This is a genomic window from Sodalis praecaptivus (assembly GCF_000517425.1).
Classification (GTDB): domain Bacteria; phylum Pseudomonadota; class Gammaproteobacteria; order Enterobacterales; family Enterobacteriaceae; genus Sodalis_A; species Sodalis_A praecaptivus.
In genome coordinates, this window is the sequence record NZ_CP006569.1 from 550,055 (window position 1) to 566,025 (window position 15,971).

General features: G+C 60.3%; 12 protein-coding genes. 9 read left to right on the top strand and 3 right to left on the bottom strand.

Annotated elements, in window-relative coordinates; all coding sequences use genetic code 11:
* Nucleotides 1-39: 39 nt before the first annotated feature.
* Together yhdP and tldD are read left to right on the top strand one after the other, a co-directional pair.
* Complete coding sequence (gene yhdP / locus SANT_RS02555) at nucleotides 40-3,855, top strand: AsmA2 domain-containing protein YhdP (protein WP_025420733.1); 3,816 nt, start codon at nucleotides 40-42, stop codon at nucleotides 3,853-3,855.
* A gap of 107 nt (nucleotides 3,856-3,962) precedes the next feature.
* Nucleotides 3,963-5,408: a metalloprotease TldD gene (tldD, locus tag SANT_RS02560; RefSeq protein ID WP_025420734.1), complete on the top strand. Its 1,446-nt coding sequence runs from the start codon at nucleotides 3,963-3,965 to the stop codon at nucleotides 5,406-5,408.
* Between the two features lie 150 nt (nucleotides 5,409-5,558).
* Here tldD and aaeR read toward each other — a convergent pair whose 3' ends face one another.
* Complete coding sequence (gene aaeR, locus SANT_RS02565; protein ID WP_025420735.1) at nucleotides 5,559-6,485, bottom strand: HTH-type transcriptional activator AaeR; 927 nt, start codon at nucleotides 6,483-6,485, stop codon at nucleotides 5,559-5,561.
* A 331-nt stretch (nucleotides 6,486-6,816) separates the two neighbouring features.
* Here aaeR and aaeX point away from each other — a divergent pair, with 331 nt between their 5' ends.
* From aaeX to SANT_RS02590, 5 genes are all read left to right on the top strand, one after another.
* Nucleotides 6,817-7,020, top strand: coding sequence for a p-hydroxybenzoic acid efflux pump operon protein AaeX (gene aaeX, locus SANT_RS02570; RefSeq protein WP_025420736.1), 204 nt, complete (start codon nucleotides 6,817-6,819; stop codon nucleotides 7,018-7,020).
* Between the two features lie 7 nt (nucleotides 7,021-7,027).
* On the top strand, nucleotides 7,028-7,960 hold the full coding sequence (gene aaeA / locus SANT_RS02575) for a p-hydroxybenzoic acid efflux pump subunit AaeA (RefSeq protein ID WP_025420737.1): 933 nt from the start codon (nucleotides 7,028-7,030) through the stop codon (nucleotides 7,958-7,960).
* Nucleotides 7,961-7,974: 14 nt separating this feature from the next.
* Nucleotides 7,975-9,933, top strand: a complete 1,959-nt coding sequence (aaeB, locus tag SANT_RS02580; protein ID WP_025420738.1) for a p-hydroxybenzoic acid efflux pump subunit AaeB — start codon at nucleotides 7,975-7,977, stop codon at nucleotides 9,931-9,933.
* A gap of 124 nt (nucleotides 9,934-10,057) precedes the next feature.
* The gene (locus SANT_RS02585; RefSeq protein ID WP_025420739.1) at nucleotides 10,058-11,515 is read left to right on the top strand and encodes an NAD-dependent succinate-semialdehyde dehydrogenase; all 1,458 of its coding nucleotides are present in this window, start codon (nucleotides 10,058-10,060) and stop codon (nucleotides 11,513-11,515) included.
* Between the two features lie 84 nt (nucleotides 11,516-11,599).
* Nucleotides 11,600-11,884: a barstar family protein gene (locus SANT_RS02590; RefSeq protein WP_025420740.1), complete on the top strand. Its 285-nt coding sequence runs from the start codon at nucleotides 11,600-11,602 to the stop codon at nucleotides 11,882-11,884.
* Between the two features lie 301 nt (nucleotides 11,885-12,185).
* Here the strand turns inward: SANT_RS02590 and yjgA are convergent, their stop codons facing one another.
* Nucleotides 12,186-12,734: a ribosome biogenesis factor YjgA gene (gene yjgA / locus SANT_RS02595; protein ID WP_025420741.1), complete on the bottom strand. Its 549-nt coding sequence runs from the start codon at nucleotides 12,732-12,734 to the stop codon at nucleotides 12,186-12,188.
* 361 nt (nucleotides 12,735-13,095) lie between these two features.
* Between yjgA and pmbA the strand changes: the two genes are divergently transcribed.
* Complete coding sequence (gene pmbA, locus SANT_RS02600) at nucleotides 13,096-14,436, top strand: metalloprotease PmbA (RefSeq protein ID WP_025420742.1); 1,341 nt, start codon at nucleotides 13,096-13,098, stop codon at nucleotides 14,434-14,436.
* Between the two features lie 123 nt (nucleotides 14,437-14,559).
* A complete protein-coding gene (gene cybC, locus SANT_RS02605; protein ID WP_335328934.1) occupies nucleotides 14,560-14,964 on the top strand; it encodes a cytochrome b562 in 405 nt (134 codons plus the stop codon).
* A gap of 15 nt (nucleotides 14,965-14,979) precedes the next feature.
* Here the strand turns inward: cybC and panE are convergent, their stop codons facing one another.
* Entirely contained in the window at nucleotides 14,980-15,897 is a 918-nt protein-coding gene (gene panE, locus SANT_RS02610) for a 2-dehydropantoate 2-reductase (protein WP_025420744.1), read from the bottom strand.
* Between the last annotated feature and the right edge of the window lie 74 nt (nucleotides 15,898-15,971).

Consider the following 15,971-nt stretch of genomic DNA (forward strand, 5'->3'; position numbering starts at 1 on the left):
GGACGCGACGGCCGCGCAACAGCAAGCAAGGAGACAGGCGTGAAGCGACTACCGGGGATACTGATGGCGATTGGCGCCACCCTGATCGTCCTGGTGGCGTTGACGGTCAGCGGGTTGCGTCTGGCTTTGCCGCACTTGAACAGCTTTCGTCCGCAGATAGTCTCCGTATTGAATCGCGCTTTCGATGCCGATATCCAACTGCGGCAGTTGCACGGCAGCTGGCAATCCTTTGGGCCGACGCTGGATATCGGGGGGATTGACGCCACTACCGCCGATGAGCGGCTGCACGTGCAGCGCGCCACGCTGGCGCTGGACGTGTGGCAATCCTTGCTGCACTGGCGTTGGCAGTTCCGCGACGTGACCTTTTATCGCCTGCAACTGGATCTGAATACCACGCTGATGGGTCGGGATCATCAAGGTAGCCCCATCAGCTCCGATCGTCTTTCCAATCTTTTTCTGCGCCAGTTCGATCATTTCATCCTGCGCGGTAGCCAGATCACCTTTTTAACCCCTTCGGGCGAACGAACCCGGCTCTCCGTGCCGCAGCTCACCTGGCTTAATACCGCCAACCGCCACCGCGCGGAAGGCAAGATAAGCCTATCGAATACCGATGTGCAGCAGGGCGCGATCGATGTACGAATGGATCTGCACGATCAGCAGGGGTTGCTGGATAACGGCAAAGTGTATCTCAAGGCTCAGGATGTCGATCTCAAGCCGTGGTTTAGCCAACTGCTGCAAAGTCATACCGGCCTGCAAAGCGCCGATTTCAGTCTGGCGGCCTGGCTTACCCTCGAAAACGGCGAAATTGCCGGGGCGGATGCGCTGCTGAGCCGGGGCGCGGCGCTATGGCAGGACGGCGACCAGACGCACCGGCTTGACGTCAATCAACTGGCGCTCCATCTCAGCAAGCGGCAGGATGCCTGGCAGATGGATGTGCCGGCGCTGACTATCGCCACCGATGGCCAATCTTGGGCGCCCGCCGCGCTGTCGCTTTTCTGGCTGCCGGCGAAACGGCAGCTCTTTTTCCCTGACCGGGAAGGTGAGATTCGCCTACGCGCCAGCGGGCTGGCGTTGGAGCGATTCACCCCGTTGCTGCCGCTTATCTCGGCGGTGACGCCGACGCTGCGTGCACGCTGGCACGACCTGCAACCGCGCGGCGAGCTTTCCGCGCTGGCGCTGGACATTCCGCTCAGCGACGCCGGCGCTACGCGTTTTCAGGCGCGCTGGCGCGATCTCGGTTGGCAGCCCTGGGAGTTGCTGCCGGGGGCGGACCATGTTTCTGGCGAGGCAGAAGGCTCGCTGGCCGCGGGGCGGCTGCAGCTCGCGCTGGACGACAGCACGCTGCCCTATCAGAGCATGTTCCGCGCGCCGCTGGCCCTATCCCGCGCTCGCGCAACCTTTGACTGGCGCCACAACCCGCAGGACGGGCTGGTATTATGGGGACGCAACATCGATGCCCAGGCGCGATCGCTTTGGGCCAACGGCGATTTCTACTTCCATAAACCGGTGAAAGGCGAGCCCTGGCTGGACATTCTCGCCGGTCTGCGCCTGGATAATGCCGCCGACGCCTGGCGTTATTTCCCAGAGCCGCTGATGGGGACCCGTCTGGTGGACTATCTGACGGGCGCGCTTAAAGGCGGCCGGGTAGAGAATGCCACTTTGCTGTTTGCCGGCAACCCCAGTCGATTCCCGTTTAAGCATAACGACGGCCAGTTTGAGGTGTGGGTGCCGCTCAAGCAGGCGGAATATCAGTTTGAACCCGGCTGGCCGGCGCTGACGCAGCTGGATATCGACCTGGATTTCGTCAACGACGGCCTGTTTATGCATGCGCCGCAAACCGCGCTCGGCGAGGCTCGCGGTCACAATATCGCCGCCAGTATTCCTGACTATTCCAAAGAAAAATTGTTAATTGATGCCGGCATCAGCGGCGCCGGCAGCGCCATCCGCGACTATTTTCTCCAGACGCCGCTGAAGGCGTCGCTTGGCAAAACGCTCGATGAACTGGAGGTCGGCGGGCCGGTGAATGGCGACCTGCATCTGGATATCCCTCTTGACGGTCAGCCGGTGACCGCCTCCGGCACTGTGGCGCTGAAAGATAACTCATTGTATATCAAACCGTTGGGCACGACCCTGCAGGGGCTAAGCGGCACTTTCCATTACAATAACGGCAATTTGGATAGCGCCCCTCTTGACGGGCAATGGTTTGGCCAGCCGATAGCGGTGAATTTCACCACCCGCGAAAAACCCACCGGCTTTGATATTAACGTGGGCCTGAAAGGGGACTGGGCGCTTAATCAATTGCCCGGGCTGCCGGCCGCGCTGATGGCGTCGGTCAACGGCCGCGCGGCCTGGCAAAGCGACATCGCCGTTGCTTTGCCGCTGAAGGGAGAAACGCGTTATGAGGTCGCGGTGAAAAGCGATCTGAAGAATGTAAGCAGTCACTTGCCCCCGCCGCTGGATAAATCGGGCGGGCAGCCTTTCTCGCTCGCGGTAAACGCCAAGGGGGACATGCACGCCTTCCTGTTAAGCGGCCATGCCGGTAGCCGCAATAGTTTCAATAGCCAATGGTTGTTGGGGCGCCAACTCGCCTTGGCGCGCGGCGCCTGGGCGGAGGGCGGCAAGATACCGCCGCTGCCGACGGATAAAAGCCTGACGCTGTCGCTGCCGGCGCTCGATGGCGAAAAGTGGTTGGCGCTGCTGAAGTCGCCGGCGTCGGGCGGGGAGACGCTGTCGGCCGCACGCTTTCGCTTTCCCGATGCGCTGACGCTGCGTACCCCGGCCCTGACGCTGGGCGGGCAGGTGTGGCATCAACTGGCGTTGACCCGCAATAACGTGGCCGGTGGGAGCAGGGTGACGGCGCAAGGAAAGGAAATTAACGGCGCGCTGACCATGACCGCAAACACACCGTGGCGCGCCGATCTGGACTATCTCTACTACAACCCGGCCTTCGCCGACGCCAGCGCCGATGCCGCGTCGTCCCCCACGGCGGCGCGCCTCAACGACAGCGCGAGTTTCGCTGACTGGCCTGCGCTGGCTGTCGCCTGCCGTCAGTGCTGGATTAAAGGCCAAAATCTGGGGCGCGTCAGCGGCAATATCAAGCCGCAGCAGGATCAACTGCTACTGACCGGCGGCGTGATCGATACCGGCAACGCCCGGCTGACCGCCGAGGGCAGCTGGCTCAGCAGCCGCCGCGAGAACCGGACGTCGCTGAAAGGGACGCTGGAAGGGAAAGATATCGGCGCCGCGGCGGATTATCTCGGCATGGATACGCCGCTGCGCGAAGCGCCCTTTCACCTGAATTACGATTTGCACTGGCGCGCGGCGCCCTGGCAGCCCGATATCGCGAGTCTGAACGGCGTGCTGCATAGCCAATTGGGCAAGGGTAAAATCGAAAATATCAGCAGCGGCAGCGCCGGTCGCATCCTGCGGCTGGTCAGCTTTGATGCGCTGTTGCGCAAATTGCAGTTTGATTTCAGCGACGCTTTCGGCAAGGGGTTTTATTTTGATTCGATCAAAGGCACTGCCTGGTTGAAAGACGGCACCTTGCATACCAACGATCTGTTGATTGATGGCCTGGAAGCGGATATCGCCATGACCGGCGATGTGGATTTCAACCGCCAGCAGATTGATATGGAAGCGGTGATCGCGCCGGAAATTTCGGCCACGGTCGGGGTGGCGACGGCATTTGTGATCAACCCGGTGGTAGGCGCCGCGGTTTTTGCCGCCAGCAAGGTATTGGCGCCGTTGTGGAATAAGTTATCGCTGATTCGCTACCATATAAGCGGCAGCTTGGACGCGCCGGAAATACAGGAAGTTCTGCGCCAGCCGCGCGGTCAGGAGGCCAAGTCGAAATAACGGGCTGTTATTTGACGCCGACGGTGAATTGCCGCAGTCTATAAAGATGACGCATGCCTGTATTCGCGCCGTGGCGGGTCAAATCCATTTTTTAAGAGCGAGCACCTATGAGTCTGACGTTAGTCAGTGAGCATTTACTTTCGGCTAATCAACTGCAGCATGACCATCTGTTCTCTTTATTGGAACAGATGAGCGCACGACGTCTGGACTATGCCGATCTCTATTTCCAATCAAGCTACCATGAAGCATGGGTCATTGAAGACGGCATCATCAAGGAAGGGTCGTATAATATCGACCAGGGCGTCGGCGTGCGCGCGATAAGCGGCGAAAAAACCGGTTTCGCCTATGCCGACCAAATCACGCTGGCGGCGTTGAACCAAAGCGCGATGGCGGCGCGCAGCATCGTCAGTGAAGCGGGCAACGGCCGGGTACATACCTTGGGTGCGGTGGCTTACCGTCCCCTCTATCCGCCGTTGGATCCGCTCGCCAGTCTGCCGCGCGAGGAGAAAATCGCGCTGCTGCACCGGGTGGATAAAGCGGCGCGCGCAGCCGATGCGCGCGTCCAGGAAGTTACGGCCAGCCTGTCGGGGGTGTATGAGCAGATTCTGGTCGCCGCTACCGACGGTACGCTGGCGGCGGATGTGCGCCCGCTGGTGCGTCTGTCCATCAGCGTGCAGGTCGAGCAGGACGGCAAACGCGAGCGCGGCGCCAGCGGCGGCGGCGGCCGTTTTGGCTACGACTTCTTCCTGGAGGAGGTGGCCGGCGAGGTGCGAGCCGATAGCTGGGCGCGGGAAGCGGTGCGGATGGCGCTGGTGAATCTCTCCGCCGCCGCGGCCCCTGCCGGCGCCATGCCGGTAGTGCTCGGCGCCGGTTGGCCGGGCGTGCTGCTGCACGAAGCGGTGGGACACGGCCTGGAGGGGGATTTTAACCGCCGCGGCAGCTCGGTGTTCAGCGGGCAGATGGGCAAGCCGGTGGCGTCCGAGCTATGCACGGTGGTCGACGATGGTACGCTCGCCGGTCTGCGCGGATCGCTGGCCATCGATGATGAAGGCGTGCCGGGGCAATACAATGTGCTGATAGAAAACGGCCGGCTGAAAGGGTACATGCAGGATAAACTTAACGCCCGGCTGATGGGAGTGGCGCCCACCGGCAACGGCCGACGCGAGTCCTACGCGCATTTGCCGATGCCGCGGATGACCAATACCTACATGCTGGCGGGTCAATCGACGCCGGAAGAGATTATCGCCAGCGTGGAGCGCGGCATTTACGCGCCCAACTTTGGCGGCGGGCAGGTGGATATCACCTCCGGCAAGTTCGTTTTCTCCACCTCGGAAGCCTATTTGATTGAAAACGGTCGCGTGACCACGCCGGTGAAAGGCGCAACGCTCATCGGCTCCGGTATCGAGGCAATGCAGCAAATCTCGATGGTCGGCAATGACTTGGCGTTGGATAAAGGGGTTGGCGTTTGCGGCAAAGAAGGCCAAAGCTTACCGGTGGGCGTGGGCCAGCCGACGCTGAAGTTGGACAAAATCACCGTGGGCGGTACCGCCTAAGCCGCGGCTGACGTCGGCGCCGCTACCTCCTGGGCGTCTCGGGCCTCACTGTCGAACGCGGTGGGCCCACGATAGCCTCAGGCATATCGCCTTAAGCCTCTCTTTGCGTCGGCGCCGCCGTCCACACGGCGGGCAACAGCCCATCCCGGCTTAACCGACGCTGTCCTGACGAAAAGTCTGATACATATCCGCCACCTTACTAAAGTAGTCGGTGAGGTGGTTAATGCAGACCTGTACCTTCAGCGGCAACTTATCACGCGCCGTATACACCGCATACACCGGCCGCGGATCGGAGTGATAGCGGCTGAATAAAATTTCCACATTGCCACGTTTGATCTCATCCAGGACCCACATAATCGGCACATAAGCGATGCCGGCGCCGGCGGTCAGCCAGCGGATCAGCGTTTGCGAATCGTTGGTGGCAAAGCGACCGGCCGGCGACAAATGCAGCGTAATGCCTTCCGGCGCAATGAGTTCAAACTCGCTGTCCGGGCGCACGTCATATTCCAGCCAGGAGAAATTGGCCATGTCGCCGGGTTTTTCCGGCGTACCCCGCTGCGCCAGATAGCTTTTAGCGGCGCACACCACCATCGGCATCGAACCCAGCCGGCGCGAAAACAGACCGGAATCCTGTAGCGCGCCCACCCGCACCACCAGATCCAGCCCGTCGGCGATAAGATCCGGCGCCGGAATACCGGTCACCAGGTTGACCGACAGGCCGGGATACTCCTTTAGCATCTCGGCGGTAATCGGCGCCAGAACATTTTGCGCCAGCGTCGAGGAGCTGCCGATGCGCAGGGTGCCGATGGGCGTATTATTAAAGGCGAATAATTGCTCATGCACCTCATTGAATTCCTGCAGCATACGCCGGCAGCCCTGGTAGTAAATTTTGCCGGCTTCGGTCAGGCCGATACTGCGGGTGCTGCGGTTAAGTAGCTTTACCTGCAAGTCATTTTCCAATTTCGCCACGGTCTGACTGACGGAAGAGACGCTCATTTGCAGCCGGCGCGCGGCGCTGGTAAACGAGTTGGCCTCCACCACCCGGGCGAATATCAACATGCGTTTTAGTCTTTCCATTATTCACTCTGGCTTAAAAGTGATTTAGATCACGTTATGTTGAAACCGACGGATTGTACAGGGTAATATAGCAATGTCGATTCGCTTTATCGCGGTCGCTAACCTGAAATAGTTTACCGTTTTATTGGCTTTTTATAAATAGTAACAATTTGAACGGGCTGTACACATTCGGCTAACGCCCCCTTTCCCGGAAAACGTCATCATTCCCCCCGCGGGGTTCTATACTCATCCTGAGCGCGACCGGGGGGGACGGCCTTTTGTCGCGACATCCCTGTCAAGGCGGCGAAAGGCGGCACAGGAATCGACATCGGTTACAGTTAAAGGAAAAAGTATGAGTTTGCTTCCGGTCATGGTGATCTTTGGCCTGTCCTTTCCTCCGGTATTTTTCGAGCTGATCCTCTCGCTGGCGCTGTTTTTCGCGCTGCGCAGGCTATTGCTGCCCAGCGGAATCTATGATTTTGTCTGGCATCCGGCCTTATTCAATACCGCACTGTATTGTTGCGTTTTTTACCTGATTTCTTGTTTGTTCGTTTGAGGTCGTCGTGAAAACCTTTGCCACTAAAATCGTCCGCGTCGCTATCACCCTGCTGCTGGTGCTGATAGCCGCCATCGCTATTTTCCGCGCCTGGTCGTTTTATACCGAGTCGCCCTGGACCCGCGACGCCAAGTTCACCGCCGATGTGGTGGCCATTGCCCCGGACGTCGGCGGCTTGCTCACCGAGGTGCCTATTCGCGATAATCAGCAGGTAAAGAAAGGCGATCTGTTACTCATCATCGACAAACCGCGTTTTCAAGAAGCGCTGGCGCAGGCGGAGGCGGACGTAAGCTATTACCAGGCGCTGGCGGCGGAGAAACAGCGCGAGGCGTCGCGTCGGCGTAGTCTGGGGACCAACGCCATGTCCCAGGAGCAGATCGATCAGGCCAGTAACGATTTTTCGACCGTCAGCCATCAGTTGGCCAAAGCCATCGCGGTGAGGAATTTGGCCAAGTTGGACTTGGCGCGCACCGAAGTACGGGCGCCGGCGGACGGTTGGGTGACCAATTTGAACGTTCACGCCGGCGAGTTCATCACCCGCGGCTCGGTTGCGGTGGCCCTGGTGAAGAAAGATACCTTCTACCTGCTGGCGTATCTGGAAGAAACCAAGCTGGAAGGGGTGCGGCCGGGGTATCGAGTGGAGATCACCCCCCTTGGCAGTAACCGAATTCTCACCGGCACCGTCGACAGTATCGCCGCCGGCGTGAATAACAGCAGCAGCGCGGTGGACAGTAAAGGACTTGCCAGCGTCGACTCCAATCTGGAATGGGTTCGCCTGGCGCAGCGCGTTCCGGTAAAAATCGTGCTTGATAAGCAACAAGGGGATCTCTATCCGGCAGGGACCACGGCCACGGTGGTGATTACCGGCCGGCGCGACGGCCACCCCGGACGGGTCTCACCGCTGATGCAACTTATCCATCGCCTGCGTGAGTTCGGTTAACCGGTGGCCCGCTGATGCTGCAACCTCTGTTCTTCCGCTGGCGCTTCGCCTTTAAGCTGACGTTTGCGATTTTGCTGGCGTTGGTCCTCGGCTTTCATTTTCAGCTGCAAACGCCGCGCTGGTCGGTATTGACCGCCGCCATCGTCGCCGCCGGCCCGGCGTTTGCAGCCGGCGGCGAACCGTTCGCGGGCGCGATCCGTCACCGCGGCATGCTGAGGATCATCGGTACCTTTATCGGCTGCCTGGGCGCGCTGGTTATCATTATCCTGACGTTCCGCGCGCCGGTGGTGATGCTGATGTTGAGCTGCCTCTGGGCCGGCCTGTGCATGTGGATTTCCTCGCTGGTAAAGGTGGAAAACTCTTACGCTTTCGGTCTGGCGGGGTACACCGCGCTCATTATCATCGTCGGTATCCAGAGCTTCCCGCAAATGACCCCGCAGTATGCCGTTGAGCGGGTGAGCGAAATTGTCCTCGGCATTGTTTGCGCCATCCTGGCCGATATCCTTTTTTCGCCGCGCTCCATCAAGCGCGATATCGATCGCGCGCTGGATACGCTTTTGATCGATCATTATCGACTACTGCAACTGTGCGTGAATAATGCGCCGAAAGAAGAGGTGGACAGCGCCTGGAGCGAGCTGGTGAAAGCCACCAACGTGCTGTCGGGAATGCGCAGCAATCTCATGATGGAGTCGGCCCACTGGCAGCGCAGCAATCAGCGGCTGGTGGCGATAAATACCCTGTCGCTCACGCTGATTACCCAGGCGTGCGAAACCTTTTTGATCTTACAAAATCACCCTGATTACCTTAAATCCCATTTACTACTGCTGCTGAGCGAGCCGGCCGACACGGTGAGCGCGATTCATCGCCGGATGAAGCTGATGCGCCAGGTGATCGCCGCCACGCCAAGCCGAGATACGCCGCTGACCCTGTATACCTGGGTGGGCAGCGCGACGCGCTATCTGCTGCTGATGAAAGGGGTGAAAAGCAACAGCCGGATAAGCGGCGTCGAGGCGTCGGTGCTGACCACCCAGCAGGAGGTCACCGCGCCGTCCGCCGAAGGGCGCCACGCGATGATCAACGGTTTGCGCACCGGTATCGCCACCGCGCTCGGCTGTTTGTTCTGGCTGTGGACCGGTTGGAGCGCCGGCAGCGCCTGTATGGTGATGGTGGCGGTGGTGACGTCGCTGGCGATGCGGCTGCCTAATCCGCTAATGGTGGCGAAAGACTTCGTTATCGGCATGTCGGCGGCGCTGCCTATTGGCGCGCTGTATTACATGCTTATCATGCCGTCCACCCAGCAGAGCCTGCTGCTGCTGTGCCTTGCCCTGGGTATTCTGGCGTTTATCATCGGGATTGAAGTACAAAAGCGGCGTTTGGGGACGCTCGGTACCCTGGCGGGCACTATCAATGTCCTGGTGCTCTCCAACCCAATGTCGTTCAATGTCAGTACCTTCCTCGACAGCGCTATTGGCCAGCTTATCGGTTGTATTTTGGCGATGCTGGTGATTTTACTGATCCGCGATACCTCGAAGCAGCGCGCGGGACGTATTCTGCTCAATCGCTTCGTTTATGGCGCGGTGTCGGCGATGTCCACCAATAAGACCCGCCGGCGGGTCAACCATTTGCCGCTGTTGTATCAGCAGCTTTTTCAACTGATGGCCATCTTTCCGGGCGATGTGGCCAAATATCGCCTGGCGCTGCTGCTGATCGTGGCGCATCAGCGGCTGCGTAGCGCGGATATCCCGGTGAATGAAGATCTCTCGGCCTGGCACCGCCAGATCCGCGCCACCGCGGATCAGGTGCTGGTGTCGCGCTCTGATCCGCGCCGCAGTCGTAAGTTTGATCAATTACTGACAGAGATGGGCATTTACCGGCACAAGCTTGAGACCTATCAAGTCGCGCCGGAGATCATCGAATCGGTAGCGCGCCTGACCGATATCCTCCAACGCTACCGCCACGCCCTGAGCGGCTAGCGCCGGCGCTTCCCGTAACGTATTTCCTTGCGCCGCGTCCGCGCGAACCCGCCGTCGGCAACTATACTGATAGTTTACAGCGTTTTTTCCCCCCGGCGGGGACCTCTTTGATTGCGAGGACACCATGACAGACGACACAACGCTCAAGGCCCATACCTTGTTCAACACCGGCTATTTTATCGATGGTCAATGGCACACCTCCGATACCACGTTCGACGTGGAGAATCCGGCCACCGGCGAGGTGCTAGCCCGGGTCGCCAAAGCGGGTAAAACGGAAACCGTTGCGGCCATCGCCGCGGCGGCGAAGGCTTTTCCGGCCTGGCGCGCTAAAACCGCTAAAGAACGTTCGGAAATGCTCTACCGCTGGTATCAGCTCATTATGGAAAATCAGGCCTATCTGGCAAAACTGATGAGCGCCGAGCAGGGGAAACCGGTCAAGGAAGCCGCCGGCGAAGTAGCCTATGCCGCCAGCTTTATTCAGTGGTTCGCCGAGCAGGCCAAGCGGGTCAACGGTGAGATCATACCGCCCGCCAAGGCCCACTCACGCATTTTCGCCACCCGAGAGCCGGTGGGGGTGGTGGCGGCCATCACGCCGTGGAACTTTCCGCTGGCGATGCTCACTCGCAAATTGGGGCCGGCGCTGGCGGCGGGCTGTACGGCGCTTATCAAGCCGGCTAACGCGACCCCGCTGTCGGCGTTCGCGCTGTTGGCGCTGGCACAGCAGGCCGGGGTGCCGGACGGTGTCCTTAACGGCGTCGCCGGCGATACCCAGGCTATCAGCGATGCCATCATGGCCAGCGGCACGGTGCGCAAAGTGACGTTCACCGGCTCGACCGAGGTAGGCAAAACCTTGATGCGCAACGCGGCCGGTACGATGAAAAAAATCTCCATGGAGCTGGGTGGCAATGCCCCGTATATTGTGTTTGACGACGCCGATATCCCGGCGGCAGTGGCGGGCGCCATGGCCAATAAATTCCGTAATGCGGGCCAGGTGTGCGTCAGCGTTAACCGCTTCTTTATCCAGGACGGCGTGTACGATCGGTTCGTCGCGCAGCTGGCGCAGGAAGTGGAAAAATTGAAAGTGGGTAACGGCGCCGATGAAGGCGTGGTGGTCGGGCCGCTGATTAACCGCGCCGGCGTGGAAAAGGCCGAGGAGCATGTTAACGATGCGCTGAAAAAGGGCGCGCGCGTGGTCACGGGCGGTAAGCGGCACCCGCTGGGCGGCAATTTCTTCCAGCCCACGGTGCTGGCCGATGTCACTGATGATATGCAGCTGGCGCGCGAGGAAACTTTTGGTCCGGTTGCCGCCTGTTTCCGTTTTGCCGACGAGGAAGAGGCTATTCGGCGCGCCAACGATACCCCTTATGGTCTGGCCGCATACTTTTATACCCGGGATCTGGCGCGGGTGTTTCGCGTCGCGGCGTCGCTGGAGAGTGGAATGATCGGCATCAACGAATGTGCGGTGTCCACCGAGCTGGGGCCGTTTGGCGGCGTAAAAGAGTCTGGGCTGGGACGCGAGGGATCGGTGCTAGGCATGGAGGATTATCTGGAAGTAAAAACGCTGCATATCGGCGGACTTTGAGGGCGCCGGTGGCCGTCCATGCTGGCGGGCGGCGCCTAGGCGTCCTGACGGGGGGAATTTAACCGGCTTAGCGGAGAGCGCCTTATGGAGAAAGTATCCTTCGATTTCAATCATATAGCCGACCTGCCGGCTTTTTATCGCGCTTTTGATCGCCAATTTGCCATCAGCGAACCTTACGACGCCAACCTCGACGGCCTGTGGCGCATGGTCATGCTGCATTTACCGCTGCCGGTAGAAATTGAATTTTTGCATTTAACCGCGTCGAAAAGACGACGTTTTGGCGCGTTGATACTGCTGTTTGACGAAGCGGAAGAGGAGCTTCAGGGCAAGCTGCATTTCAATGTGCTTACCGACGGCAGCGGCGCTTGACGGCATCGCGCGCCGATGGGGGGCACGGCGCCAGAGCGACGTTCGCGGCGCTGATGGCCAAGATGGCGGCCCTCGGGCGGCTTAGCGCTCCAATTGCGCTGCGGCGGGTGTGATGCCATCGGCCTGGTGCAAAGACCGGCTATCGATGTGCATAAGACGCGGCCGGCGTGCAGGGGAATACGAGCGGCGCGCATGCGTTGAGGCGGGCGTGATTGCCATCGCCCTGGGGCGATAAGCGCAAGGCAGACGCGACGAGCATCGGCCCGCCGGCAACCCAGGCGAGGCGCCCGGTCGCGCGGCGTTATTCCGCCTCGGCCAGCGTGCGCAGGTATTGATAAAGCTGCCGCGCGGTTTTCGGGGGTTTGTTGGCCGCCTGCTCTTTCTGGGCGTTGCGCACCAGCGCCCGCAACTGCTGACGGTCGGCCTGCGGATACGTTTCCAGCACATCCGCAATGGCGTCGTCGCCCTGTGCCAGCAGTTTGTCACGCAGCACCTCCAGCTTATGAAACAAGGTGACCTGCTGATTATGGCGGTTTTTCAGTTTATCCAGCGCCTGCTGGATAGGCTCCGGATCCCGGGCGCGCAGCATTTTGCCGATAAGCTGTATTTGGCGGCGCTGGCCTTCGCGCTTGATGCGCTGCGCGAGCGCGATCGCTGCGCGTAGATCATCGTCCAGCGGGATTTTATCCAGCGCGTTTTTGCCGAGCGACACCAGCTCGACGCCTAATTGTTTCAGCGCCTCGGCGTCGCGCTTGATTTCACTCTTGCTGACCCAAATTATCTCGTCCTGCTCATCGTCTTGCGGCTGCGCGGACTGCGGGTCCTGCCACTCTTCAGGCTGTTTATTCATAGGGGTTCCTTAAAAAGAGGCTCATCCTAGCAGGTTGCTTCGGATGATCAATGGCATTATTTCACCGCGCCACGCCAAAACGCCGTTTATTCCCACACCCCTTCGGCGGGAGAGGCGGAAACGCGCTACGGAGTGCGCGCCGCGGCGGCTAGCGCGGGCACCCTTCGCGCAACGAGGAAGGCGCGTTAGCGCGCGATCCCCGTGGGTCTTCGTGCATACAGTGCCAAATGCATTACGGACTGTTAGACTGAAGACATGATGCAACAGCGGTTTCAGATTGGCTGACCGTATAATCCGATTTTGCCGGGCGTGCGGCGAGATCCCTTCTAGCGGATAATGCTCTATGAATAATAGCGGAACCATGAATTTAGTCACCCAGGTCGCCCAGCAACGCACACTTTTGGAAAACGCGGTCGCACAGGCGCTGGAACTGGCGCACGCCGGGTCGGACGCGGCGGAAGTGGCGGTGACCAAAACCACCGGTATCGGCATTAGCACCCGCTATGGCGAGGTGGAAAATGTCGAGTTCAACAGCGATGGCGCCTTGGGGATAACCGTTTATTATCAGCAGCGCAAAGGCAGCGCCTCCTCCACCGATCTAAGTCAGGACGCCATTGCCCGCACCGTCGCCGCCGCGCTGGATATTGCGCGGTACACGTCGCCCGATCCCGCCTCGGGACCCGCGGAAAAAACGCTGTTGGCGTTTGAGGCGCCGGATCTCGATTTGTTCCACCCCGCCGAGCTTGACGCCGAGCGCGGAATAGCCCTGGCCGCGGCGGCGGAACGGACGGCCCTCGACAGCGATAAACGCATCACCCATACCGAAGGGGGCAGTTTCAATAGCCATTTCAGCACTCGCGTCTTTGGTAATAGCCACGGCATGCTGCAAAGCTACAGCAGCAGCCGTCACTCTCTCTCCTGCAGCGTCATAGCGGAAAGCGGCGGCGATATGGAACGTAATTACGCCTATACCCTCGGCCGCGCCTTCGACGATTTGCGCTCGCCGCAATGGGTGGGGGAGGAGTGCGCGCGCCGCACGCTGGCGCACCTTAATCCGCGCAAGCTGCCGACCATGGAGGCGCCGGTATTGTTTGCCGCCGAGGTGGCAACCGGTCTGTTTGGGCATTTGGTGGGGGCCATCAGCGGTGGTAATGTCTATCGCAAGTCCACTTTCCTGCTCGATTCACTGGGTAAGGCTATCCTGCCCGATTGGCTGTCTATCCACGAATGTCCCCACCTGCTAAAGGGGCTGGCGTCGTCTCCGTTTGACAGCGAAGGCGTGAAGACCTGCGATCGGGCCATCGTCCAGGATGGCGTGCTCAATACCTGGCTGCTTGGCAGTTATGCGGCGCGCAAGCTGGGCCTTGAAAGCACGGGCCACGCCGGCGGGATACACAATTGGCGCATCTCCCATCAGGGGGTGGATTTCGCCGGGCTACTGAAACAAATGGGACGCGGGTTGGTGGTGACGGAACTGATGGGGCAAGGGGTGAGCGCGATCACCGGCGACTATTCCCGCGGCGCCGCCGGCTTCTGGGTGGAAAACGGCGAGATACAATATCCGGTCAGCGAGATAACCATTGCCGGTAACCTGCGCGAGATGCTGCGCAATATCGTCAGCATCGGCAGCGATACCGAAACGCGCAGTAATATCCAATGCGGCTCGGTGCTGCTGTCGGCGATGAAAATCGCCGGCCAGTGATGATGAATTCTCATCCCTGATGACGCGTGACGGGGGCGGATGGACGTCAGGCGCCGATGATGATGATCGCTGGCCAATGCTCCAATCATTGACCATTTCACCTGTTAACAATGGATGCTTACCATGAACTTTGCCGCCGGTATGAAAAGGTTGTCCTCCGCACTATTACCGCTTCTGGCCGTTCTGTTGACCGCACCGGCGACGGCGCGCGATTTGAGCGAGGATATGGATATGATCGCCGCAAACTACAGTGCGGTGCTCCATGCCGATAATCCTGACACCTTGAAGCAGGCGCTGGCGGATATGCACGCCGCGGCAAAAGATGCCCGTGAAGCGACGCCGCCGAAATTGCGCGGGCAGGCGCCGGATAGCCCGCAAATGCAGGACTATCGTCGGGGGATCGATACGCTGTTAGGGCAAATCGAGCAGGCGCAAACGCGGGTCGACCGCGGCGATGTACAGGGGGCGAAGCAGATCGCGGGCCAGTTCAAGCAGACCCGCGATGAGAACCACGCCAAATTTCGCTAGCGCCGGCGGGGCGCGTTACCCGCGGTTTTGCTGATATACCGACAGGTGCGTCCATACCGCACTTATCAGCGGAACGGGCAGGCCGGCGCGGTCGGCGCGGGCTTTGAGATCGCCGATGATCTGATCCGCCTCCACGGCGTTGCCGGCTATCAGATCCCGATATAGGGAGGAGGTCATGGGCGATCCCTGCTGGGTCAGCAGGGCGGTGGTCTCTGCGATAACCTCATCACGCCGCCGGTAGCCGCCGGCCTCTGCGACCGACGCCACCTCTTCTATCAGCGCGCGAGCGAAAGCTTCGCCGCCGGGCGCCGCCGCGACCTGGCCGATGGTGCCGCGCATCAGGCAAGTAATGCCGCCCAGGCTCGAAAGTAATATCCACTTTTCCCACAGCGCGGTGGTGATTGACGGTGCGGCGCAGGCGTCAAAACCGGCGTTGCGCAGTGCCGCATCGATACGCGCCAGCCGCGCGGAGCGACTATCGTCCAGTTCGCCGTAAAATAGCTGGTGCGGCGGGGTAAAATGCACAATGCGGCCCTGCGCGTCCAGCGTAGCGGCGATTTTGCACACGCCGCCCATGACCGCCTCGGCGCCAAAGCGTTCACGCAGGCGCGCCAGATGCCCCATGCCGTTGAGCAGGGGCACGATAGCCGTTTCCGGGCCAACGGCGGGGGCGATATCCTCCATGGCCGCCGCCAGCGAAAAGGCTTTCACCGTCAACAGGATCACATCGTAGTGGTCCGCCAGGTCGCCGGCCTCAACAAGCGTGGGCCGCAGCACCACATCGCCGCAGGGACTGATAATTTGCAGACCGTGTTGGCGCAATGTCTGCGCCCGCGTCCGTCGCACCAAAAAGGTCACGTCGCGTCCGGCCTCGGCCAGACGGCCGCCGAAATACCCGCCGGTCGCGCCGGCGCCCACTACTAATATGCGCATTGCCCTCACCTTTACGAGCTGGAAAAAAGCGTCCAGACGCCGAATTCGCCGTTGCAGTGGTTCCTAACATAAAG